We start from the raw sequence: 23,038 nt of genomic DNA on the forward strand, positions 1-23,038 counted from the left end.
CGGGGTGACCGAGGGCGACGGCGTCGTCGTCGCCATCCCCGGCGCGATGCCCAGGAGCGATCCGGCACCGACCAGGCCCGTGACGATCAGGACGGGACCGGGCGCTGCCATGGTGGCCGTCGCGCCCCCCTTGCCGGCCTGTGCGTGCCTGCGGGCGTAGGCCCGGGTGCCCTCGGCCGCGTCGGTCCCGCGGTCGCCCCGACTCCGCGGTGCGATGAACAGGAGCGCGATGCCGAGGACGGTGACGAGCGCGCCGCCGATGACCAGCGGCAGGGCGAAGGGCGTCGACTCGTCATTGGGTCGCGTGACCGAGACCTGGCTCGGCGCAGGATTCTGGCCGTCGGCCGCGAGCAGGATGGACCAGTCGCCTTCCGCCGGTTCGCTCCAGCGGTAGGTCAGCGTGCCGTCGCCGGGCTCCTCGCTGACCCAGAGGTCGCTGCCACTGGGATCGGGCACGCTCGCCTCACCGTCGGAGTACTCCGAGGTCAGCGTCTCCTCGCTGATGTCCGTGACGCTCAGGTGGGCGGCCGCCCCCACCCATGCCTCGACGTCGGAGGCACGGCCGACGGCGAGGGTGAAGGGGCCGTCCGCCTCCACGGTGACCTCCACGGGTCCGCTCGTCCCACCGCGCGCGCCGGACTCGATCACCGTCACGGGTGCCGCCTGGGTGTCCTGCGCGAGACTCGCGGTCACGGTCTCGGCGGGAGCCCACACGGTCCGCTGGCCGATGCCGAGGAGCATCAGCAGGAGCCCTGCCACGATGATCGGTACTGCTGTCTTTCCGCGCACTGATTGCCTATCGTCGTCCGTTACGGCGGACCGCATGGCCCCTTCCGCTCTGATGGCCCGGCGCAGCATGCCGCGCCAGGCCACTCAGGAATAGTCACCCAATGGTAACGAACATCGCCCGGCCGGACCGGTCACGCGCACAGGCCCACCCGCACCAGAGTGGTCCGGGGGCGCGCGGCACACGGCGCGGGACCGTGTTCGTCAAGAACGCCGTCCGGATCCCCCTCACTGTTAGGGTTTCGCTAGTCGGACCACCCGCGGTGACAGCACCGGACACGTGAAAGCAGAGCTCTTCGTTGACAGACCACCAGGACGTCCCGCTCGACCAGCCGCTCCCGCGGCCCGAGCCGACGGGGAGCGAGGACGCACCGCTCCCTGCGGGTCCTCCGATCGGTGGAACCCCTCCGTCGACCCTGCGGTCGCTCTTCGCCGTCGCACGCCGGGCGCTCCCGTCGGCCCAGCCCCGGCCGCGCTTCGAGTTCCCGCCGGAGCGCGAGCCCGATCCTGTCGCCGTGGACCCGGACGTGTCGCTGAGCGACGAACGGCTGAAGTTCGGTGGCGCCTATCCCCGGAGCATGCGCGCGCACCCCATCCACTTCGGTTTCATGATGAGCGTGGGCGTGGGGCTCGCGCTCCTGGCGTTCTTCATCATCACGAACGTCGGCCAACTCCTCGTCTGGATCGGGGCGGCGCTGTTCATCGCGCTCGGACTCGACCCGATCGTGCGGTGGCTCGAGACGAAGCACGTACCGCGGCCGGCGGGCATCGCGGTGTCCCTCTCGATCCTCGTCGGTATCGTGGCAGGCTTCTTCGCCCTCCTGATCCCGACGATCGTCAGCCAGACCTCGCAGATCGTCGATCGGGCCCCGGGCTACGCGGACGACTTCCTCAAGTCGGAGTTCTTCACCACGGTGGACGCACAGTTCCAGTTGCGGGACCGCGTGAGCTCGGAGATCGACAGGTTCTTCGCCAACAGCGAGGCGGTCGGCGGCATCTTCGGCGGCGTCCTCGGGGTGGGCACCGTGATCCTCAACGGACTCTTCGGCACCCTGGTGATCCTGGTCCTCGCGCTGTACTTCCTCGCATCCCTGCCCTCCATCAAGAAGTGGGCGTACAGGCTCGCCCCCCGCTCGCGCAGGCCCCGCGTCGAGGTCCTCTCCGAGGAGATCACGCGCAGCGTCGGCATGTACGTCATCGGGCAGGCCTGCGTGGCACTGCTGAACGGCTCCTTCGCGTTCATCGTGATGTCGCTCGCCGACGTCCCGTTCTCCGTGCTGCTGGCGTTCGTCGTCGCACTCCTCGCCTTCATCCCGCTCGTGGGCGGCACGATCGCCGCCGTCCTGGTCAGCCTGATCGCGCTCACCGTCGGCTGGCACACGGCCCTGCTGTTCGCGATCCCCTACGTGGCCTACCTGCAGTTCGAGGCGTACTTCATCTCACCGCGCATCATGCAGCGCGCAGTCGCCGTACCGGGCGCGGTCGCGGTGATCGCGGTGATCGCGGGAGGCAGCCTCCTCGGCGTCCTCGGCGCGTTGATCGCCATCCCGACGGCGGCGGCCGTGATGCTGCTCCTGAAGGAAGTCTTCATCGCGCGCCAGGACAGCCAGTAACCGCTTCCGAGCTCAGCCTGCCGGTGACGGCGCGACGGCGGCCGGTCCCAGCCACTGCGAGGGCAGCGGCAGGGACAGCTCGGGGCGGACGACGCCGACGATCTCGTTGAGCGCCCGGGCCGCGTACTTCTCCCCCACCCACAGGTGCTTGGCCCCGTCGATGCCCGTCACGTCGGCCTGCGGTACCCGCGAGAAGCGTGCCGCGGCGTCGTCGGGCACCAGGTAGTCGTCGAATTCGGGGACCAGGACCTTCAGGGGCAGTCCGCTCGCGCCCCAGGCATCGAGATCACCGTCGTCGGCGCGGTGCAGCGGCGGCGAGAGCAGGATGGCCCCCTCGATGAGTTCCGCCACCGGATCCGTGGCTCCGTACTTCAGGCACAGTTCCGTCCCGAAGGACCAGCCCACGAGCCAGATGTGATGGAGTCCCTGCGCCACCGCCCAGTCGACCGCGGCCTGCAGGTCGAGGCGTTCCCCGTCGCCGCCGTCGAACGCCCCCTCGCTGCAGCCCCGCGGCGAGCACGTGCCGCGGGTGTTGAAGCGCAGCACCGCGATGTCGGCGAGGGCGGGCAGCCGGAAGGACGCCTTCCGGTACACGTGGGAGTCCATGAAACCGCCGTGCGTCGGCAGGGGGTGGAGCGTCACCAGGGTGGCGGCGGGGGCGCGTCCTGCGGGCGCCGCGAACTCCCCCACGAGGGTGAGGCCGTCCGCGGTGCGCAGTTCGATGTTCCGGCGGTCCGCGGGGAGTACCGTCGACGCCCGGATCTCCACCGCCTCGTCGCTGGTCGTGAAGGTGTAGGAGGGGGTATCGCTGGCCATCCCCCCAGTCTAGGTCGGCCGCGTTCCGCCCGGCTGCACGACCGGCAGGACGACGGGTAGGACAACGGGCAGGACGACGGGCTGCACGGTCGGCAGCGCATCAGTAGCGTGTCGGCAGGACGACCGGCAGCGCATCAGTAGCGCGTCAGTAGCGGAAGCTCCGCGTCTGCCAGCACCTCACATGCCAGTGCCGCCGGTCCGCGAGGGCCGTCTCGGGTCCGAACAGCGAATCCTCGCGCCACACGACGAGGTGGGCGATGCCCGGCAGGATGGCCGAGTTGCAGCCCGGGCAGGTGTAGGTCTTGGCCGCGTTCCGTTCGGTGATGCGCCGGACCGACCACTCGCCGTCGGGAGCCGACTCACGGAGCGGCAGTCCCGCGCGGGCCCGCTCGAGGTCCACCTCCGGCGGTGCGGCCCACTTGGGTCGGGCGGAACCACGCGGGCGGTTCGGACGGTTGGAACGGGGCACCGTCCCAGTCTGCACGATCGACGGGGAATGCGCGGACCGGTGCTACCGGAGCCTGCGTCCGTCGGCGCCCCTCCCGGTCCTGGTGGGGACGCGAAGGGTCGCGCGTCGGGGGACCCTGTCAGCAGCGGTTGGCGCGCTGGGCCGCCGTCGAGGGATTGTTGAAGCAGGTGCTGCCGGTTCCGCGGGTGCTGACGGTCACGACGGGCGGTCCGGGCACGGTGGTCTCGGTGACGATCGGGTCCAGATCCTCTCGTGCGACCGTGATCACGGGGGCGGCCGGAGCAGAGACGCTCTCCACGTCCTCGGTGGTCTCGCCGTCGGCCGTCGTGATCTCGGGGGCGATAGGGGCGCAGGTCGTGGTCACGATGTCCTGGCCCGGCAGCGTCTCGACGGTGACCTGCGGCGGACCGGCGATCAGTCCGACCGTCGCCACGAGCGGCTCCGCGGCGGTGGTGGAGGTCTGCACCCGCGGATTGGGGGCTACCGGGAAGACGACCAGTTCCAGCGTGCCGGGTCCGCCGCCGACGTACCGGAAGGTGCTCGTGGTCGTCGTCGTCATGGTCCGCTGCTGGTAGGTCACGATCTGCGACTGCGTGGTCAGCTGGGTGCTGGTCCTGGTGAACGACGTCGGCTGCGTGGTGGTGACGCACGACTCCTGCTGCTGGGTCGAGGTGAAGACGTCCGTCACCGGCGTCGTCGTCGTGATGACGGTCTGCCTCGGCTGGGTCGTCGTGGTGACGCGCTGCTGGGGCGTGGTGGTGGTGGTGATGACGGTCGTCGGGGTGGTCGTGGTGGTCACGACGGTCCGCTCGCACCGCTCGACGCCCCGTGTCCCGTTCTCGTTGTTGACCCGCTCGCAGTTGCGCGTGCCGGGTGCGTCGGTGCTGATGGGTGTTCCACGCTCGGTGCGGCTTGCGACCTCGGGTGTCCCGGCGACGACGACCGGAGTTGCCGTGGCCTCGCCGGCGTCGACCTCCTCCGAGGTCACCTCAGGTTCGCCGCGACGCTCACCCTCGACGACGACGGGGTCCCCGACGTCGCGCGTCTCCGTCCGCACGCCCGGTGCACCGGTCGGGACGACAGGCGTCTCGGTCGTCAACGGGGAGTTCACGGGCACCGGATCGCCCAGCGAACTCGTCGGACGGCCGAACGGCCCGGTGATCGAAGTGGTCACGACCACGACGCAGCGGTCCTGTCCCGGCAGTGCACCCTGGGTGAACTGGCCGCCGGCCTGGTCGCAGGTGTGCTGCCGGGTGTGGTCGGCATGGGCGGCCGGCGCGAGCGGTCCCACCGCACCGCCGACGAGGAGAGCGACGGCGGCGACGCTGGTCGCGAATCTGCGTGATCTCATGGTTGTGTTCCTGCCTCGCGACGTCGCGGGTAGTCGGCTCATGTGGGATCTTCGGGGAGGACCAGGCGAAGGAGAACGATCGCATCGGATTCCTGCGTGGCGGCTCCCCTAAAGTCTGAGCGGGCAGGATGGTGCGGACAACGCCCGCAGATACTCGTCTTCCCCGGAGGGGCGCGTATTCTGCGGCCGGCGCTACTGGCCTCTCGCCCGCACGCCACTCACGAGGTCGTGGACGGTACCCGTCGGGTTCGGTGGGCGTGCCATGCGCCCCTAGAATGGACAGGTCCTGCGCACCGATGGTCCATCGCCCGCAGGACGGTCCGTCCGGTAGATCTGAAGGATGCTTGTGCGTTTAGTGATAGCCCGTTGCTCCGTCGACTACGTCGGCCGCCTCCGGGCGCATCTCCCTCTTGCCACCCGGCTCCTGATGGTGAAGTCGGACGGGTCGGTCCTGGTGCACTCGGACGGCGGCTCCTACAAACCCCTCAACTGGATGAGCCCGCCCGCGACGCTCCGCGTGAGCGAGCCCGACGACGCGGATCGCGCCGAGGGCATCACCGCGGTCTGGACGGTGCAGCACGCCAAGAGCGATGATCGGCTCGTCATCAGCATCCGTGAGCAACTGCACGATTCCTCGCACGACCTCGGGGTGGATCCGGGACTCGTCAAGGACGGGGTCGAGGCAGACCTCCAGAGACTGCTCGCAGAGCAGATCGAACTGCTGGGAACGGGCTTCACCCTGATCCGCCGTGAGTACATGACCGCGATCGGTCCCGTCGACATCCTCGCCCGGGACGCGGCCGGGCGCACCGTCGCCATCGAACTGAAGCGCCGCGGGGACATCGACGGCGTCGAGCAGCTCACGCGCTATCTCGAGCTGCTGAACCGCGATCCCCTCATGTCGCCGGTGCGGGGCGTCTTCGCCGCCCAGCAGATCAAGCCGCAGGCCCGCGTGCTCGCGCTGGACCGGGGCATCGACTGCCTCACCCTGGACTACGACGCCATGCGCGGCGTCGACGACAGCGCGTCGCGGCTCTTCTAGCCCGCACGGCCCTGGGGCCGACGCCCTAGAATCGGACCATGGCCCTCGCGAGCGGAACGCCCACTGCCCTGTCCGGACGACTGGTGACCGAGTCGGGGATCGTCGAGGACGGCGTCCTGCGCTGGGAAGGCACGCGCATCACCGGCGCTGGGGTGGACGACCAGGACCAGGCGGTGGAGCAGCTGCCCGAGGGTTTCCTGATCCTGCCCGGGCTCATCGACCTCCACTGCCACGGCGCGGGCGGCGGCGATTTCACCTCGGGGTCCGCCGCCGACATCGAGGCGGCTGCCGCCCACCTGCATCGCAGCGGCTCGACGACGGTGCTCGCCAGTACCTGCGCCGCGCCCCTCGAGGACCTCGAGTCGGCCTTCGGCAGGCTCGCCGCCGCGGCGGAGTCCGGGCTGGTCGCCGGCATCCACGCGGAAGGCCCGTTCCTCTCGCGCCGGCGCAACGGGGCGCACGACCCGGAGTTCCTCCTCCTGCCGACGCAGCAGGACGTCGCCCGGCTGGTGACCGCGGGCAGGGGGCACCTCGCCTCCATGACCTACGCCCCGGAACTGCCCGGCAGCGACGTGCTCGTCTACGAACTCGTGATGCACGGGGTCATCCCGTCGATCGGCCATACGGACAGCACGACGGAGGAAGCCACGGCGGGGCTGGACCTGATCAACGAGGAGCTGGCAGCCACGGGGTTCGCGGGATTCAGCGGACGCCCGACCGCCACGCACCTCTTCAATGCGATGCCGGCCATCCACCACCGCTCCCCCGGCCCGGTACCCCTGCTCCTGCAGCGGGCACGAGCCGGCGAGATCGCCGTCGAGCTGATCGCCGACAACGTGCACCTGCACCCGGAGACCGTGCGGATGGCCTTCACGATCGCGGGGTCGGAGAACATCTGCCTGGTCAGCGATTCGACGGCGGCGGCGGGGTGCGCGACCGGCACCTACCGCCTGGGGCGCAGCGAGATCTCGCTCGTCGGGGACTCCGCCGTCCTGACCGCGACGGGAGCACTCGCCGGGGGCTCAGGGAGCCTGCTCGATGTCGTGCGCTGCACGGTGGAGGCCGGCGTGGGCCTGGCGGACGCCGTCCGCTCCGCGGCCGCGGTCCCGGCGGTGGTCCTGGGACTCGCCGACGAGCTCGGCAGCCTGCGCACCGGGCTGCGTGCCGACGCCGTCGTGGTGTCGCCGGACCTGGAACTGAGGGGCGTGCTCCGCGCCGGCGCGTGGGTCCGGCCGCTGGACATCTGAGCCGCCCGGCCCGGCTGCCTCGGGAGGCGTCCGCTCAGCGCCAGGTGCCGATACCGATGACCGGACCGGCCTCGATCCAGGAGGAGAGCCCGGCGTAGACGTCGTACTTCATGGCGAGGTCGAAGGGTTCGCCCTCGTAGGCCAGCTGGACGATGATCGCCCCCGGCTGGATCCGGACGCGTTCCGCCTCGGTGGGCGCCCGCCACCCCTCGACCTCCAGCGAGCTGCGGAGGAAGCGGAATCTCGGGATGGGGCTCAGGGACAGGAGGCTCAACCACTCCAGGTTCTTGTCCGTATAACGACAAACCCCCACCCGCCAGCCCTTGGGAGGGAGGCGGATGGAGGCGTCGAATGTGCCGAGGGCACGGTTGAGCTGGTAGCGACGGAGGAGGAACGCGGCGATCACGAGCACGAGCAGGCCGAAGACGACCGCAAGGCAGATGAACGTCACACCGAGTGCCTCCATGCAGGGAAGCCTAGACGGATTCCGGAGTCACCGAACCGCCGACCTTGGCGTTGTCCGCCACGATCACGACGCGGTTCGAATCGACGGAGAAGAAACCACCGTCCACACCGACCACCAGGCGTTCGCCGTTGACCGGTTCCACCGACAGTTCCCCCGCTTCGAGGATCGCGAGGATCGGGGCGTGGCCGGGAAGAATCCCGATCTGCCCGTTGGCGGTGCGCGCGTTGACCGTACGCGCCGCGCCCGACCACACGAAGTGGTCGGCCGCGACGATTTCGACCTCGAGTTCGCCGTGTGATGCCATCGGCGTTACTTACCGGTCTGCTCTTGGATCTTGGCCCACTGGCGCTCGACGTCGTCGAGGCCACCGACGTTGAAGAACGCCTGCTCCGCGATGTGGTCGAGGTCGCCGTTGCAGATCGCCGAGAAGCCTTCGATGGTGTCCTTGATGGCGACCGTCGAACCCTCGACGCCGGTGAACTGCTTGGCGGTGTAGGTGTTCTGCGACAGGAACTGCTGGATGCGGCGCGCACGCGCGACGATGACCTTGTCCTCTTCGCTGAGCTCGTCGATGCCGAGGATCGCGATGATGTCCTGCAGTTCCTTGTTCTTCTGCAGGATCTGCTTCACGCGCACGGCCGTGTTGTAGTGGTCGTGGCCGATGTACTGCGGATCCAGGATGCGCGAGGTCGAGGCGAGCGGGTCCACGGCCGGGTACAGGCCACGGGACGCGATCTCGCGGGAGAGCTCGGTGGTCGCGTCGAGGTGCGCGAAGGTGGTTGCCGGAGCCGGGTCGGTGTAGTCGTCCGCGGGCACGTAGATCGCCTGCATGGACGTGATCGAGTGGCCCTTGGTCGAGGTGATGCGCTCCTGCAGGAGACCCATCTCGTCGGCCAGGTTGGGCTGGTAGCCCACGGCGGACGGCATGCGGCCCAGGAGGGTCGACACCTCCGAGCCGGCCTGCGTGAACCGGAAGATGTTGTCGATGAAGAGCAGCACGTCCTGGTTCTGCACATCGCGGAAGTACTCGGCCATGGTCAGCGCCGAGAGGGCCACGCGGAGGCGCGTTCCCGGCGGCTCGTCCATCTGGCCGAACACGAGGGCGGTGTCCTTGAGGACGCCGGCCTCTTCCATCTCGACCCAGAGGTCGTTGCCCTCACGGGTGCGCTCACCGACCCCGGCGAACACCGAGGTGCCACCGAAGTTGCGGGCGACACGCGTGATCATCTCCTGGATGAGGACGGTCTTGCCGACACCGGCACCACCGAACAGTCCGATCTTGCCGCCCTTGATGTAGGGGGTCAGGAGGTCGATGACCTTGATGCCGGTCTCCAGCATCTCCGTCGAACCCTCGAGGGACGCGAAGCTGGGCGCCTTGCGGTGGATGGGCCAGCGCTCGGTGATCTCGAGCGCCGACTCCTCGACGTCGAGGGGCTTGCCCAGGACGTTGAAGATGTGGCCCTTCACGCCGTCGCCGACGGGCACGGAGATCGCTGCTCCGGTGTCCTGCACGACGGTGCCGCGGACGAGGCCGTCGGTGGCCTGCAGCGAGATGGCACGCACGAGGTTGTCGCCGAGGTGCTGCGAGGTCTCGAAGGTGATCAGGCGGGTCTCACCGTTGAGAGTGATCTCGGTGGTGAGGGCGTTGTACATTGCGGGGATTGCGTCGGCCGGGAACTCGACGTCGACAACCGGGCCGATGACACGTGCAATACGGCCGGTGGCGCCGGGGGCAACTGAGTCCGTACCGTGTTCAACAGTCTGGGCAGTCATCTCTCTCACTTCATTTACGTAGATGGCGTGGAACTAAGTCTAGCGGTGCACCCGGCGCCCTCGCGGGCCCGGATGGGCAGGAGCGTCAGGACGCGTTGAGCGCGTCCGCGCCGGCCACGATCTCCGAGAGTTCCTGGGTGATCTCCGCCTGGCGTGCGGTGTTGCGGAGGCGGGTGTACTTCTTGATGAGCTCGGTCGCGTTGTCACCCGCGGACTTCATGGCCCGCTGGCGTGCGGCGAGCTCGCTCGCGGCGGCCTGCAGCATGGCAGCGAAGATGCGCGACTCGATGTACCTCGGAAGGAGTGCGTCGAGGACCTGCTCCGGCTCCGGCTCGTATTCGTAGAGCGGGAGGAGCTCGCCGTCCTGGGGCACCTGCTCGTCCACGACCTCGAGCGGCAGCAGGCGCATGACCGACGGCTCCTGCACGACCATGGAGCGGAACTTCGTGTAGACGACGTGGATCTCGTCCACGCCCCCGTCCTCGTAGTCCTTCAGGAAGGTGGACAGGAGAGCCTCACCGACCTCGCGGGCGGTGCTGAACTCGGGAGCATCGGTGCCGCCGGTCCAGACTCGCTCGTAGCCGCGTCCGCGGAAGTCGAAGTACGACTGCGCCTTGCGTCCGAGCAGGTAGGCCTGGATCTCCTTGCCCTCGGAGCGGAGCGTCTCGAAGAGCCCCTCCGCCTGCTTGAGGGCGCTGGCCGAGTACGAACCTGCGAGGCCGCGATCGGAGGTCAGCACCAGCACCGCTGCGCGACGCACCTGACCGTGCTCGGTGGTCAGCGGGTGGTCGATCTCCGACTGCGACGATACGGCCGACACGGCCCGCGTGATCGCGTTCGCGTACGGCAGGGCCGATGCGACACGTGCGCGTGCCTTGCCGATGCGAGAAGTCGCGATCAGCTCCATCGCCTTGAAGATCTTGCGCGTCGACGTGGTCGAGGCGATCTTCTGGCGGTAGACCCGGATCTGGGCTCCCATTCTTGTCCTTTCCTCCGCTCCCGGTGGGGGAAGCGATCAGGCCAGGGTCCTGCCCGCCGGGAGGGGGTTCACCCTCCCGGCGGCAGGTCCGCTAGCGCTTCTGTCGAACGATCTTTTCCTGCTCGACCGAATCGGCGTCGATCGCTTCGTGCTCCTCGTGGCCCGCGTGGACACCGTTCGCGCCGGCTCCGAAGAAGCCCTGCTTGAAGTTGGTGATCTGCGTCTTCAGCTCGTCGATGGTCGAGTCCTCGAGCTTGCCCGTCTGAGCGAGCGTGGTGAGGATCGGCGACGTGTGGCCGAGGTGCTCCAGGAACTCCGTCTCGAAGCGGTTGATGTCCTCGACGGGTACGTCGTCGAGGTAGCCGTTCGTTCCGGCCCAGATGGAGACGACCTGCTGCTCGACCGGCATCGGCGAGTACTGGCCCTGCTTGAGCAGCTCCATCAGGCGGGCTCCACGCGTCAGCTGCTGGCGCGAGGCCGCATCCAGGTCGGAGGCGAACATCGCGAAGGCCTGCATGTCGCGGTACTGGGCGAGGTCGAGCTTCAACGTGCCCGAGACCTTCTTCATCGACTTCACCTGCGCGGCACCGCCGACGCGGGACACGGACACACCTACGTCGACCGCGGGGCGCTGGTTGGCGTTGAAGAGGTCCGACTGCAGGAAGATCTGGCCGTCGGTGATGGAGATGACGTTGGTCGGGATGTAGGCGGACACGTCGTTCGCCTTGGTCTCGATCAGCGGCAGGCCCGTCATCGAACCGGCACCGAGCTCGTCGGAGAGCTTGGCACAACGCTCGAGGAGGCGGGAGTGCAGGTAGAAGACGTCGCCCGGGTAGGCTTCGCGTCCCGGCGGACGGCGCAGGAGGAGCGACACCGCACGGTAGGCCTCAGCCTGCTTCGACAGGTCGTCGAACACGATGAGGACGTGCTTGCCGCCGTACATCCAGTGCTGGCCGATGGCCGAACCGGCGTAGGGCGCCAGGTACTTGAAGCCTGCGGGGTCCGATGCGGGGGACGCGACGATGGTCGTGTACTCCAGGGCACCCTTGTCCTCGAGGGTCTGGCGGACGGCGGCGATCGTCGATGCCTTCTGGCCGATCGCGACGTAGATGCAGCGGACCTGCTTGTTCACGTCACCGGAAGCCCAGTTGGCCTTCTGGTTGATGATGGTGTCCACGGCGATCGCGGTCTTGCCGGTCTGGCGGTCGCCGATGAGCAGCTGCCGCTGGCCGCGCCCGATCGGGATCATCGCGTCGATGGCCTTGAGCCCGGTCTGCATGGGCTCGTGCACCGACTTGCGCTGCGTGACGCCGGGAGCCTGGGTCTCGAGCGCACGGCGGCCCTCGGCGACGATCTCGCCGAGGTCGTCGATGGGCTGGCCCAGGGGGTCGACGACGCGGCCGAGGAACGCGTCACCGACGGGAACGGAGAGGATCTCCCCCGTGCGGTGCACTTCCTGGCCTTCTTCGATTCCGTTGTAGTCACCGAGGACGACGACGCCGATTTCGCGGGTGTCGAGGTTCTGGGCGAGTCCGAGCGTGCCGTCCTCGAACCGCAGCAGCTCATTGGCCATGACGGAGGGAAGACCCTCGACACGGGCAATGCCGTCACTGGCGGTGGTCACGCGGCCGACTTCGACGCGCTCCGCGTTTCCGGGCTCGTAGGACGCCGCAAAGTCGTTCAACGCACTACGGACGTCTTCGGCGTTGATGGTCAATTCGGCCATCTCAGTCCCTGCTCTCCTGTGTTGTTGGTCCCCGTGGGATGCGTGGCGACCGGTGTGTGATTCTGTGGATGTGACACGGATGTCACGAGGCGCGTTCGCCTATCCCGCCAGCTTGCGGCGGAGCTCGGACAAGCGCGTGATCACCGTGGAGTCGACCATTTCGTCTCCGACGCTGACACGGACTCCGCCGATCAGTGAGGGGTCGATCTTCACGTTGACCTTGAGCTCGCGGCCGTACATGGTGTTCAACCCGGACTCCAGCTTCTCGAGCTGGCTCGCCGTCAGCGGACGGGTGACGCTGACGTCGGCGATCCAGCGCTGCTGGCGTGCGGCGACCAGCTCGAGGAATCGTTCCACAAGGGCCGCGGGCTTCAGTCCGCGCGGCGACCGCACGGCCTGGGCGATCAGGAGCCGGCCGGCGGGGCCGGCCTGGGGCACGAGCTTGAGGCCGAGGGCCACCTTCGACTCCGACGACGCCTGTGCTTCGGACAGTGCCCTCTGCAGGGCGTGGTTCGAGGCCACGACCTGGATGAAGGAGTACAGCTCGTTCTCGAGCTGTTCCAAGCCCTCCACACCGCTGCCCTGCTCGGCCACCGAGATGACCACGGTGGCCGCGAGGGTCTCCAGGGCATCGCCGATGTCGCGTGCATTCGCCCAGCGCTCGTTGACGAGGTCACGGACCACGCCGGCTGCCTCGGACGAGACGCGACCGGCGATGAGCTGGTCCACCAGCACGGCCTTGTCCTTGCCGGTGCGCGAGGGATCCGTCAGCGCGCGGCGCAGGCCGGCATTGCGGTCGAGGATCGACAGCACGCCGAACAGGTCCTCGGCCAGCGCCAGGCTTGTGCCGGGCAGCCGGGACTCCAGTCCTTCACGGACCGTTGCGAGGGAGAGGCTCGATACTCCTGCCATTACTTCGCTGCACCTGCGCTCTGCGACGAGGTCTCGAGGTCCGCGAGGAACCGGTCGATGACACGCGACGAACGGGCGTCATCGGCGAGCGATTCCCCGACGATGCGACTCGCGAGGTCGGTGGCGAGCGTACCGACCTCGGCGCGGAGCGAGACCACTGCGGCCTGGCGCTCTGCTTCGATCTGCACGTGAGCCTGCTCGGTGATGCGAGCGGACTCGGCCGCCGCCTTCTCCTTGAGGTCCGCAAGGATCTGAGCGCCTTCGGCGCGGGCTTCCTCACGGATGCGGTTCGCCTCGGTGCGAGCATCGACAAGCTGCTGCTTGTACTCGTCGAGGGCCGCGTTGGCCTCGGCCTGTGCGGCCTCTGCCTTGGCGATACCGCCTTCGATCGCCTCGGTGCGCTCTGCGAATGTCTTCTCGAACGCCGGCATGACGTACTTGAAGACGATGAACAGCAGGACGGCGAAGCCGACAACGGTCACCAGCAGTTCCCAGAGGTTAGGGATCAGAGGGTTGGAGCCCTCTTCCGCCGCCATAATCGCTGCGTTAAGCATTTTTCACCCGTCTTTCTTCAACGTGTCTTCGGTCGGTCAGGACGGCTTGATCAGGCGCCGATGACGAAGGCGAAGACGAGGCCCAGGATCGCGAGGGCTTCGGTCAGTGCAAGGCCGAGGAAGGCGATGGGCTGGAGGACACGCTGTGCCTCAGGCTGGCGAGCTACGCCATTGATGTAGGCCGCGAAGACGAGGCCGACACCGATACCACCGCCGATTGCGGAGAGACCGTATCCAACGAGGTTGAGGCTACCCTGTACTTCCATTGTGTTCCTTTCAAGATGCCGCCTTGGTGCGACAGGTTGTTTGGGATCATCCCCGACGGGGAAGACTTGTGTGAATCAGTGGGCGTCGGCGTGCAGTGCGCCTTCGATGTAGATCGCGGCGAGCAGCGTGAAGACGTAGGCCTGGAGGATCATGATCAGCGCCTCGAGCATGTACATGGCGACCGATCCGACGAGGACCAGCACGCTCGTGCCCTGCAGCAGGATGTTCCCCGTCATCATCATGTACTCGATGGCCGAGCCGGCCAGGGTCACGATGAGGTGGCCGGCGAGCATGGTCGCGAAGAGTCGCAGCGAGTGCGTGACCGGCCGGACGATGAAGTTCGAGATGATCTCGATCGGCACCACGATCAGGAGGATGTACCAGGGGACGCCCGACGGGACGACGGCGAGCTTGAAGTAGCGGATGCCGTGCTTCTTGAGGCCGATGCCGACCCAGAGCAGGAAGAAGATGGCGGCGATGCCGTAGGCGCTGCCCGGGTGGGAGAACGTCGGCAGCTGCAGGAACGGGACGGCCCCGAAGATGTTGTTCACCAGCACGAAGAAGAAGGCGGTGAAGAGCCAGGGGACGTACTTGAGGAAGTCGCGGCCGCCGATGATGTCCTTGCCGATGGAGTTGCGCACGAAACCGTACGCGGCCTCACCGAGGAACTGCACCTTCCCCGGGACCAGCTGCCGGCGGCGGGAGGCGATCAGGAAGAACGTGGCGATGAGGACGACCGAGAGGATGGTCAGCAGCATCTGCTTCCCGAAACCGGGGTCCAGCAGGACGCCGTACTCGCCGCCCCACGGGAGGATGTCCCGGTAGTGGGTATCCTCGATCGTCGGGGCTACGAATCCCTCTTCGGTAGTTGCGGCCGGGAGCGCAAGCGCGATCAACGCGTTTCCTCTCTGCAGTGTCCATCGTTGGGCAAGATCTGTTCGGTCGCAGTGGAACTGGTCCGACTCGTTAAGTTATGGGGAATCACTCGGGTTCGGCCTCGGCGCGGGACGTAGCCGGCGAGCCCCTGTGCGGGTCCGCTGCATGGTTCCGGGTGAGATTGTGCATGTGGGAGAGATAGAAACCCCCTGCTGCACCTAAGAACGCTCCCGCCAGCACCAACCAGCGCGTGTCGAGGAGATTATCCAGCCCCCAGCCTATCAAACTCCACACCAGGATCCCGCCAATGATGTAGCTGAAGACGGCCATGCCCGCGTTGTAGCCGCCGTTGGAGAAGCGGGCGTCGATATCCTGCGGGGGCGTGGCGGCGGCCTCGTCCGGGCCCCGGTCGGTGCCTGCCATCTCAGTGCCCCTCTGCCGGGTCGGACGCCGTCGGCGCACCGGTCGCTGCCGGAACACTCTCGTCGTAGAGGGGCGTCCTCAGCCTGGAGAACGCGAGGACCTCGGCGACCTGCCACGCGATGACGGTGGCGAGCGCTCCGGTGAAGAACCAGGTGCGGTCGAGCCAGCCCGGCGTCCCGAGGAAGAACAGGACCGCGGCGAACCCGACCACCTTGATGGCGTAGGTGACGGCGAAGAGGCCCAGGGCACCCGAGGGATTGGTCCTGCCGGTGAAGTGCCCGATCAGGAGGCTGATACCGAAGAACGCCATGACGAGTGCGGCGCCGAAGACGACGCTCAGGCCCGCGGCGGGTGCGGTCGCGAGGGCTGCGGCGGCCGCGAGCACCAGCGCCACGGCACCGCCTGCGGCGGCACTGAGCGCGAGGATGCCGAGCCAGGGGGACGCGGTGGCCTCCGAGGCGGTCACGAGGTTCGGGTGGTCGGCTCCGGTCGCCGGGTGCTCCGGTCGTGGCACGTGCTGTCCGCTCTGTCGGCTGCGCCGTCCGGCGCCCTGCTGGTCCTCCGTCGACGGCGTCGGGAGGGCTGGTGCGGGTCCGCGCGATCCGTCGTCGTCGCACCCGGCGCCTGAAATTCTACAGCACCACGAAGACGGGCCGCGGGCCTCAGGCCCGGTCGGTCACCCGCCGCCGCGCGAGGGCGCGGAAGACCCGGGGCGAATACAGGTACAGCGCGACGACGGCTGCGGCGAACAGGGACGAGGTGACGGCGAGGGGCGCCGTCGCGGTGGCGAGCACGAATCCCGCCGCCGCCGTCAGGGCGGAGAGGACGCTGACGAGGATCGAGACCTGCACATGGCTGAGGCCGGTGTCCGTGAGCCGCTGGTACACGTGCTGCCGGTGCGCGGTGTACAGGCGCTCGCCCCGGCGGGCACGGCGCAGAAAGGTGGTGAAGGTGTCGGCGAGGTAGATCAGGACGGGCGAGAGCAGGTATTCGAGGTAGACCCCCGCCAGCAGTCCCGTGACCGCGATCGCGGCGATGGAGGCACCGAGGAGGTAGCTGCCGACGTCGCCGAGGAACACGAATCCCCTGCCGAGGTTCCACGGCAGGAACCCGGCGAAGGCCGCCGCCACCACGAGGCCCGCGACCGTCAGCCACAGCTGGTCGCTGAGCACGCCGGCCAGCGAGTAGAAGAGTCCGACGACGAGGCCGTGCATGCCCGAGATCCCGTTGATCCCGTCCATGAAGTTCGCGGCGTTGATGTAGGTGGCGAGGGCGATCGCCCCGATCGGGACCCACCAGTAGCTGCTGTCGTCGATGGTGGTGGCCAGCGCCGCCGTGCCGATCACGCCGACCAGCAGCTGCGCCGAGAGGCGCACCCGGATGGACAGGCCGCGGAAGTCCTCGATCCAGCCGAGGGTGGCGGAGGCGCCGACCATGCAGATGATGATCAGGATGAGCGACCGGTCCACGGCGACCAGACCCGTCGCGAGGGAGAGCGCGAGCGCCACCAGGAGCGCCACTGCCACGGCCACTCCCATGCCGCGGATCACGATCGTGCTGTGCGAGGAGCGGTCGTTCGGGATGTCGATGACGCCCAGCGTCCTCAGCAACGGCTTGACGACGACGGGCAGCGCCAGGGAGAGACCCAGCGCGACGAGAGCGACGAGGGTGAGGAGTCCGGTCATGACGCCGGCCCGCCGGCACCCGAGCGGGACGGGGAGGCGCTCGCTCCGCCCGGTGATGCCGGTCCGGCACCGCCTTCGCCGCCGACGGCTGCGATGCTCCGCCGGCCGTCGAAGCCGCCCTCGGCCTTCCATTCCCGGAGGCTCAGCCGCTGGGGGTCGAGCGGTGCGACGGAGGTGTGGGAGATCTTGGGGTGGAGCGGACGGGAGTCGTCCTCGCCGGCGCCCATCAGGTCCTCGTGCATCTTCTCGCCGGGCCGCAGGCCCGTGAAGACGATGTCGATGTCCTTGCCGGACATCGCGATCATGCGCTGCGCGACGTCGAGGATCTTCACGGGTTCCCCCATGTCGAGGATGAGCACCTCCCCTCCCCTGCCGATGGCCCCGGCCTGCACGACGAGCTGGCAGGCCTCCGGGATGGTCATGAAAAACCGGGTCACCTCGGGATCGGTCACCGTGATCGGTCCGCCGTTGCGGATCTGCTCCGTGAAGAGGGGGAGCATGGAGCCGCGGCTCCCGATGACGTTACCGAAGCGGACGGAGACGTACTTCTGGCCGGTGCGTTCCGCCTGCCAGGACGTGAGCCTCTCCGCGACGCGCTTGGAGTGGCCGAGCACGCTGGTGGGGTCGGCCGCCTTGTCCGTGGAGATGTTGACGAAGTTGGTCACGCCGACGGCCGAGGATGCCCGGAGCACGTTCAGGGTGCCCTGTACGTTCGTCTTCCAGGCCTCCTCCGGATACTGCTCCAGCAGCGACACGTGCTTGAGGGCCGCGGCGTGGAAGACGACCTCCGGCTTGCGGTCCTCGAAGATGTCGAGCAGCGCGTCCGCGTCGCGGATGTCGGCCAGGACGGTGTCGCGGCCCGTGAGCAGTCCCCGGCCCGTGAGCGAGATCTGCGTCGACTGGAGGCCGGTCTCGTCGCGGTCGAGCATGATGAGCTCCGCGGGGAGGAAACCGGCGAGCTGGCGGCACAGTTCGGACCCGATCGACCCCCCTGCACCGGTCACCAGGACCCGCTTCCCGGTGACGTAGCCCGCGACCTCGTCCGGGTGGATGTCCACCGGGCGCCGCCCGATCAGGTCCTCGACCGCGACCTCCCGGAAGTCGGCGATGCCCGCGCCGGCGCCGCCGAGCATGTCCCGCAGCGGCGGCAGGACCAGGACCTTGATGCCGAGGCCCGCGACGAGGTCCGAGACACGGCGCACCTGGGCGGCCTCGACGTCGGCGAAGGCGATGACGAGGACGGAGGCCTGGGTGCGGGCCGCGACGTCGCGCAGGTCGTCGATCCTGCCGAGGACGGGCACCGACGCCAGGCGCAGGTGCTTCTTGGCGGGATCGTCGTCGATCAGGCCGACGGGGAAGTAGGGCGATCCCGGGTCCTGCATCATGCGGCCGACGAGGGAGTTGCCGAGGAAGCCTGCTCCGTAGATCAGCGTGCGCTGGGCGTCCTCCCCCGGTTTCGCCTTGCTCTCGACGTACATGCGCTTGAGGTAGCGCGTGGCGGCCAGGAACATGCAGGCGAACGGGAAGGCGATGACGCCGATGCTGCGCGGCACCTCGATGACCGTGAAGAACGCCACGCTGACGAGCACCAGGATCACGGCGACGAGGACCGCGACGATCACGAGCAGTTTCGCCTCGTGGAAGCTGCCGAAACTGTAGCGTCCCCGGTACAGCGCGAAGCTGAGTCCCACCACCAGCTGGGCGACGACGGCCACGGCGCAGAACGCCGCGATCCCGGGGACGTTGACCTCCTTGACGAGGAGTTCGTAGCGGAGGATCAGCGCGAGGAGGATGGCCACGATCCAGGCCGCAGCGTCGAGAAGGTACTGCGACCACAACCAGATCGCCGGCTTGTCGCCGGACGGAGCCGCTGCAGTGGAGCCGGATTTCCGGGCGGGTGCCCGGCCTTCGTTGAGTGCCATGATTCCTAACGGTGTCATGCAGGCCGACACCGCGTTCCACCCGGAGGCGCGACCGCCGGGGGCTGCCCGGCCCGGCTGTGCAGGACTGGCCCGGTCGGGACCGGAACACGGTGTAATAGACTGCTACTACCCGAGAATACTAACTGCACTGCCTCTGCCTGGTCCGTTGCGCACCGCCCTGGCGCGGCCCGGAAGGAACACGTTGCACGTCCCTGACGCCGCTTCTCCGAGCGTGTTCATCGTCGTCACCACCTTCAACCGGGTGGGCCACCTCCGGGAACTCCTCGCATCCATCGCGGTGCTCGATCCGGCGCCGGCCGGCGTGGTCGTCGTCGACAATGCCAGCACGGACGGCACGGCGGACCTGCTCGCCGAACTGGACCTGCCCGTTCCGCTGATCGTGCACCGTCTGCCGGACAACGCCGGCGGCGCCGGTGGTTTCGCCGCCGGGATGGCGAGGGCCCTGGCCGAGGGCGCCGAATGGCTGTGGCTGATGGACGACGACGTCGTCGTGTTCCCCGATGCGCTCGCGTCCTTCGCCCCGTGGATGCCCCGCTACTCGTGCATCCACGGCCGCCGGTACGACTCCGCGGGTGAGCCCTTCTTCTGGCAGCACATCCTGAACGAGGCCCTCGGCGTCCACCTGCCGGTCCGCGGCGACGTCTTCGCCCGGTCGCGCGTCTTCCACACGAATGTCGGCTGCTTCGAGGGCATGCTGGTGGCGGCCGACGTCGTCCGCGAGACCGGACTCCCCGACGCACGGTTCTTCCTCAACGGGGACGACCTGACGTACGGCTGGCTCATCTCGCAGCGGCATCCCGTCGCGTACGTCGACGCCTTCGTGCTGCGGAAGACCCGTGCCCAGCGCCAGGTGGACCTCCGGGTCCGGCATCTCAACGACTCGAGCAACCTCTCGCGGTTCTGCGGCATGCGCAACCGCGGCCACCTCGCGCGCTACCTCCGGCTCCATGGACGCCACAGCGCCGTGGCGTTCGGCGTCGGGACCTTCCTCTCGGCCGCCAAGGAGGTCCTGCGCCTGGTGGCGGTGGAGCGGTCACTCTCCGGCCTGTCCGCCCTCTGGCGCGGCTGGCGGGCTGCCAGGGTCATCCTGAAGGACCCCGACTGGCAGCCGGAGCCGCCCCTCGCGCCCCTGTCCGGTCCGTCGGGCCGCCAGGGAGGCACCGAATGAGCTGGCTCGTCCTCGGCGGCTCGGGCTTCGTCGGTTCCGAGGTCCTCCGGGCGCTCCGCGCGGCAGGCGTGGACGCGGTGCCCGCTGCGGCACCCCGCCTGGTGACGGCTGCGGACACACCGGAGGCGCTCGTCGCTGAAGCGGCGCTCCTCGACGGCGCCGGCCTCCGCGCCGCGATGGCGGGCCATTCCGTCGTCGTGAACGCCGCCGGACTCGCGACCCCGTCATCCGGCGACGTGCAGGCACTGCTGGGTGCGAACGCCCTGCTGCCCGCCGTCGTGGCCCGGGCCGCGGCGGCCGCGGGCGTGGGTCGCGTCATCCACCTGAGCAGTGCCGCGGTGCAGGGCAGGACGCCGGTACTGGACGCGACGGACACGGTGCACCCGTTCTCGGCGTACTCGCGCAGCAAGGCGCTCGGCGAACAGTCGATCGATCGCGTGGCCGCGGACGAGCCGGCGCTGTCGGTGGTGACCATCCGTGCCACGTCCGTGCAGGGGCGCGGCAGGCCGACGACGGCGGCGCTGGCCCGCCTCGCGCGCTCGCCCCTCGCCTCGGTGGCCTCCCCGGGCAGCGCCAGGTCGCCCATCACGTCCGTCGAGGCCCTCGCCGGTCTGGTCCTCGCCGTGGGCCGCTACGCGGGGCCGGTCCCGTCCAGGGTGCTGCAGCCGTGGGAAGGACTCACCGTGCGGACCGTCCTCGAGGCGGCCGGCGGACGGCCCCGGATCCTGCCCGCGGCGCTGTGCCGCCTCGCGGTGGGAAGCGGCTACGCACTGTCGGGCCTGCTGGGCGGCCGGCTCGACGGGCACGTCCGCCGGGTGGAGCTCATGTGGTTCGGCCAGGACCAGGTACCGGGCTGGGCGGAGGAGCAGGGCATCCCGCCCGCCCCCCGGGTCCGTGAGGTCCTCGCACGCGCGCAGGATCGGGCGGACGACGGCGGAGCACCCATCGACTGACGCGGCTCAGGCGGAGGCCTGGCCCCCTGCAGCACCGTCGTCGGCGGCGTCGTCCCGCGCGGCGGGGCCACCGTCCGCGGCATGCCCGTCGATGTCGAGGATGCCGGGGACGACCTCCCGGAGGCGGTCCAGCGCGAGGGTTCCCTGCCGCACCACCCGCAGAGTCTCCCCGGTGGCGTCCACGATGGTGGATCCGGTCCCCTCGGCGGCGGTGCGTGGACCGGCATCGAGGTACACGGCGACCGATTCGGCCAGCTGCGCCGCGGCATCCGGCGCCGTCGTCGCTGCCGGCGCGCCGGTCCTGTTCGCCGACGACACCGCGAGCGGGCCCGTGAGCCCGAGCAGTTCGAGCGCGACGTCGTCGTCCGGCATGCGGAGGGCGACGGTCCCCAGGGTGTCGCCGAGGTCCCACGTCAGGGAGGGCTGGGCGTGGCAGATCAGGGTGAGCCCGCCGGGCCAGAACGCTTCGGCGAGCCGACGGGCGTCCGGGTGCACATCGGTCGCCAGTCCGTCGAGCGTCTGGATACGCGGGATGAGGACGGGCGGGGGCATGTTCCGGCCGCGGCCCTTCGACGCGAGGAGGGTGGCCACCGCCTGCGGTGAGAAGGCGTCCGCGCCGATCCCGTACACGGTGTCCGTGGGCAGGACGACGCATTGCTTGAGCGACACCGCCCGCTGGGCGGCCGTGAGGCCGTCGCGTCGCTGGGCGGGATCGGAACAGTCGTAGCTCGTTGTCACCTGCCCATCCTTCCATCCGGGCAGGCGGCTCCGCACATCGTGCTGCCCGGCGAGGCAGGGCGGGGCGAGGCGGGGTGCAGGTCAGGACGACGGCGGAGGGCCGAAGCCCGTGCCCCGCAGACCGGCCGAGTAGGCGGCGAACCAGGCGCGGAGCCCCTTGAGGTCGCGCTGGGTGAGGAAGTAGTACGGGAAGCCGATGACGTCCGCGCCGAACCAGCGGAGGTTGCGGTACTTGCGCGCCAGGTAGGCGCGGTTCCGGAAGTACGAGAACCGCTTGAACTCGCCCTCGGGGATGACGGGTGTGATGAAGCCGCCGAAGATCGGCTTCATCTCGGACCAGGTGGCCGGGTGGCGGACGGCGACGGTTGCCAGCGTGCCGTACTTCAGGCCCGCCTTCCGCACGCGGGCCAGGAAGTCGACCTCGTCGCCCCGGATGAAGAACTTCATGTCCGGCAGGCCGATCGTGGCGAACACCTCCGCCCGGATCAGCGCACCGTTGAAGAAGTGCACCATGTCGGGCAGATAGCCCATCGGCTCCAGCGTGGCGCGGTCGTTGGTGAGGAGGCCGTTGATGCGGAAGTTGAAGGACAGCCGGGAGGGATCCGACGTCGCGGCGACGAGCGGGCTGACGATGTCGAGGTCGTGGTCGTGGGCGGCACGCAGCAGTTCGGCGAGGCAGCGCTCGTCCTCGGGGTGCCCGTCGTCGTCCATCAGCCAGATCCACCGGGCGCCGCTCGCGATCGCCGCGAGGATCGCGAAGGCGAAGCCGCCGGCTCCGCCGAGGTTGGCTTCCGAGCGGAGGTAGTGAATGGTCCCGCCGGCGGCCTCGACGACGTCGGTCGCGGGCCGGGTGCCCGAGTCGACGAGGGCGACCGTCGCGATCGGGGCGCTCTGCGCCGCCAGGGAGCGCAGGAGCTGCGCGAGTTCCTCGTGCCGGTCGTAGGTCACGGCGGCGACCGCCACGGTGTCGGTGCGGGTCGCGGCGCCGTCGGGTGTCGCGTCGGGTACCGTCAGGGGGCCGCCGGCTCCCGGGCCCGTGGTGCGTTCGGTCATCGCGCTGCCTTCCCGGTGGTGGCCGGCGTCGTGCCGGCGCGGAGGACGGCGCTCGTCGCGCGGTCCCGTCCGCTGAGGTCCTGGTGCGTCCGGATCGTCGTCCAGACATCCGCCTGCTCGAGGAAGGCGGCGACCCAGGGCGCCTGCACCTCCGCGTGCTCCATCACGAAGTATCCGCCCGGCCGAAGGAGGCCCGCC

23 protein-coding genes and 2 pseudogenes are annotated in these 23,038 nt (G+C 69.3%); 5 read left to right on the top strand and 20 right to left on the bottom strand.

Annotation, left to right across the window (positions count from 1 at the left end):
- Window positions 1-789: pseudogene (locus CVO76_RS07260) on the bottom strand (hypothetical protein); the annotation flags it as partial.
- A gap of 296 nt (window positions 790-1,085) precedes the next feature.
- Between CVO76_RS07260 and CVO76_RS07265 the strand changes: the two are divergent.
- A complete protein-coding gene (locus CVO76_RS07265; protein ID WP_432206141.1) occupies window positions 1,086-2,399 on the top strand; it encodes an AI-2E family transporter in 1,314 nt (437 codons plus the stop codon).
- A 12-nt stretch (window positions 2,400-2,411) separates the two neighbouring features.
- Here the strand turns inward: CVO76_RS07265 and CVO76_RS07270 are convergent, their stop codons facing one another.
- The 3 genes from CVO76_RS07270 to CVO76_RS07280 all read right to left on the bottom strand — a co-directional run bounded on the left by CVO76_RS07270 (window position 2,412) and on the right by CVO76_RS07280 (window position 5,035).
- Entirely contained in the window at window positions 2,412-3,215 is an 804-nt protein-coding gene (locus tag CVO76_RS07270; RefSeq protein WP_208741500.1) for an alpha/beta hydrolase, read from the bottom strand.
- A 145-nt stretch (window positions 3,216-3,360) separates the two neighbouring features.
- Window positions 3,361-3,684 carry a hypothetical protein gene (locus CVO76_RS07275; RefSeq protein WP_133080833.1) on the bottom strand — a complete coding sequence of 108 codons (324 nt, stop codon included), beginning with the start codon at window positions 3,682-3,684 and terminating at the stop codon, window positions 3,361-3,363.
- 118 nt (window positions 3,685-3,802) lie between these two features.
- Window positions 3,803-5,035, bottom strand: coding sequence for a hypothetical protein (locus CVO76_RS07280; RefSeq protein WP_208741501.1), 1,233 nt, complete (start codon window positions 5,033-5,035; stop codon window positions 3,803-3,805).
- A 346-nt stretch (window positions 5,036-5,381) separates the two neighbouring features.
- Between CVO76_RS07280 and nucS the strand changes: the two genes are divergently transcribed.
- Window positions 5,382-6,077, top strand: coding sequence for an endonuclease NucS (gene nucS, locus CVO76_RS07285; RefSeq protein ID WP_208741502.1), 696 nt, complete (start codon window positions 5,382-5,384; stop codon window positions 6,075-6,077).
- A 38-nt stretch (window positions 6,078-6,115) separates the two neighbouring features.
- A complete protein-coding gene (locus CVO76_RS07290; protein ID WP_208741503.1) occupies window positions 6,116-7,324 on the top strand; it encodes an N-acetylglucosamine-6-phosphate deacetylase in 1,209 nt (402 codons plus the stop codon).
- Window positions 7,325-7,358: 34 nt separating this feature from the next.
- On the opposite strand, the gene CVO76_RS07295 is transcribed toward CVO76_RS07290, so the two are convergent.
- The 13 genes from CVO76_RS07295 to CVO76_RS07355 all read right to left on the bottom strand — a co-directional run bounded on the left by CVO76_RS07295 (window position 7,359) and on the right by CVO76_RS07355 (window position 18,907).
- On the bottom strand, window positions 7,359-7,790 hold the full coding sequence (locus CVO76_RS07295) for a DUF2550 domain-containing protein (protein ID WP_133080837.1): 432 nt from the start codon (window positions 7,788-7,790) through the stop codon (window positions 7,359-7,361).
- Window positions 7,791-7,800: 10 nt separating this feature from the next.
- Window positions 7,801-8,094: a F0F1 ATP synthase subunit epsilon gene (locus CVO76_RS07300; RefSeq protein ID WP_208741504.1), complete on the bottom strand. Its 294-nt coding sequence runs from the start codon at window positions 8,092-8,094 to the stop codon at window positions 7,801-7,803.
- Window positions 8,095-8,099: 5 nt separating this feature from the next.
- Window positions 8,100-9,563: a F0F1 ATP synthase subunit beta gene (gene atpD / locus CVO76_RS07305; RefSeq protein ID WP_133080839.1), complete on the bottom strand. Its 1,464-nt coding sequence runs from the start codon at window positions 9,561-9,563 to the stop codon at window positions 8,100-8,102.
- A gap of 85 nt (window positions 9,564-9,648) precedes the next feature.
- Window positions 9,649-10,542: a F0F1 ATP synthase subunit gamma gene (locus CVO76_RS07310; protein ID WP_133080840.1), complete on the bottom strand. Its 894-nt coding sequence runs from the start codon at window positions 10,540-10,542 to the stop codon at window positions 9,649-9,651.
- Window positions 10,543-10,633: 91 nt separating this feature from the next.
- Window positions 10,634-12,268, bottom strand: coding sequence for a F0F1 ATP synthase subunit alpha (atpA, locus tag CVO76_RS07315; RefSeq protein ID WP_133080841.1), 1,635 nt, complete (start codon window positions 12,266-12,268; stop codon window positions 10,634-10,636).
- A gap of 99 nt (window positions 12,269-12,367) precedes the next feature.
- Entirely contained in the window at window positions 12,368-13,180 is an 813-nt protein-coding gene (locus tag CVO76_RS07320) for a F0F1 ATP synthase subunit delta (RefSeq protein ID WP_208741505.1), read from the bottom strand.
- On the bottom strand, window positions 13,180-13,734 hold the full coding sequence (locus CVO76_RS07325; RefSeq protein WP_133080843.1) for a F0F1 ATP synthase subunit B: 555 nt from the start codon (window positions 13,732-13,734) through the stop codon (window positions 13,180-13,182). The genes CVO76_RS07320 and CVO76_RS07325 overlap by 1 nt, the downstream gene beginning before the upstream one ends.
- A gap of 50 nt (window positions 13,735-13,784) precedes the next feature.
- A complete protein-coding gene (locus tag CVO76_RS07330; protein ID WP_019481292.1) occupies window positions 13,785-14,000 on the bottom strand; it encodes an ATP synthase F0 subunit C in 216 nt (71 codons plus the stop codon).
- 75 nt (window positions 14,001-14,075) lie between these two features.
- Window positions 14,076-14,897: a F0F1 ATP synthase subunit A gene (gene atpB / locus CVO76_RS07335; protein ID WP_208741506.1), complete on the bottom strand. Its 822-nt coding sequence runs from the start codon at window positions 14,895-14,897 to the stop codon at window positions 14,076-14,078.
- A gap of 85 nt (window positions 14,898-14,982) precedes the next feature.
- Window positions 14,983-15,300, bottom strand: coding sequence for a hypothetical protein (locus CVO76_RS07340; protein WP_244186259.1), 318 nt, complete (start codon window positions 15,298-15,300; stop codon window positions 14,983-14,985).
- Between the two features lies 1 nt (window position 15,301).
- Window positions 15,302-15,814, bottom strand: coding sequence for a hypothetical protein (locus CVO76_RS07345; protein ID WP_208741507.1), 513 nt, complete (start codon window positions 15,812-15,814; stop codon window positions 15,302-15,304).
- Window positions 15,815-15,962: 148 nt separating this feature from the next.
- Entirely contained in the window at window positions 15,963-16,985 is a 1,023-nt protein-coding gene (locus tag CVO76_RS07350) for an MraY family glycosyltransferase (RefSeq protein WP_208741508.1), read from the bottom strand.
- Entirely contained in the window at window positions 16,982-18,907 is a 1,926-nt protein-coding gene (locus tag CVO76_RS07355) for a polysaccharide biosynthesis protein (RefSeq protein WP_133080847.1), read from the bottom strand. The genes CVO76_RS07350 and CVO76_RS07355 overlap by 4 nt, the downstream gene beginning before the upstream one ends.
- 202 nt (window positions 18,908-19,109) lie before the next feature.
- Here CVO76_RS07355 and CVO76_RS07360 point away from each other — a divergent pair, with 202 nt between their 5' ends.
- Both CVO76_RS07360 and CVO76_RS07365 read left to right on the top strand, forming a co-directional pair.
- Complete coding sequence (locus CVO76_RS07360; protein ID WP_208741509.1) at window positions 19,110-20,096, top strand: glycosyltransferase; 987 nt, start codon at window positions 19,110-19,112, stop codon at window positions 20,094-20,096.
- Complete coding sequence (locus CVO76_RS07365) at window positions 20,093-21,049, top strand: NAD-dependent epimerase/dehydratase family protein (protein ID WP_208741510.1); 957 nt, start codon at window positions 20,093-20,095, stop codon at window positions 21,047-21,049. The genes CVO76_RS07360 and CVO76_RS07365 overlap by 4 nt, the downstream gene beginning before the upstream one ends.
- Window positions 21,050-21,055: 6 nt before the next feature.
- Here the strand turns inward: CVO76_RS07365 and CVO76_RS07370 are convergent, their stop codons facing one another.
- The 3 genes and pseudogenes from CVO76_RS07370 to CVO76_RS07380 form a co-directional block, all read right to left on the bottom strand.
- Window positions 21,056-21,787 carry an L-threonylcarbamoyladenylate synthase gene (locus CVO76_RS07370; RefSeq protein ID WP_133080850.1) on the bottom strand — a complete coding sequence of 244 codons (732 nt, stop codon included), beginning with the start codon at window positions 21,785-21,787 and terminating at the stop codon, window positions 21,056-21,058.
- Window positions 21,788-21,868: 81 nt separating this feature from the next.
- Window positions 21,869-22,840: a glycosyltransferase gene (locus tag CVO76_RS07375; RefSeq protein WP_133080851.1), complete on the bottom strand. Its 972-nt coding sequence runs from the start codon at window positions 22,838-22,840 to the stop codon at window positions 21,869-21,871.
- Window positions 22,837-23,038 (bottom strand): annotated as a pseudogene (locus tag CVO76_RS07380) (hypothetical protein); the annotation flags it as partial. The pseudogene CVO76_RS07380 and the gene CVO76_RS07375, both read right to left, overlap by 4 nt.

Source organism: Arthrobacter agilis (genome assembly GCF_002953615.1).
GTDB lineage: Bacteria > Actinomycetota > Actinomycetes > Actinomycetales > Micrococcaceae > Arthrobacter_D > Arthrobacter_D agilis_B.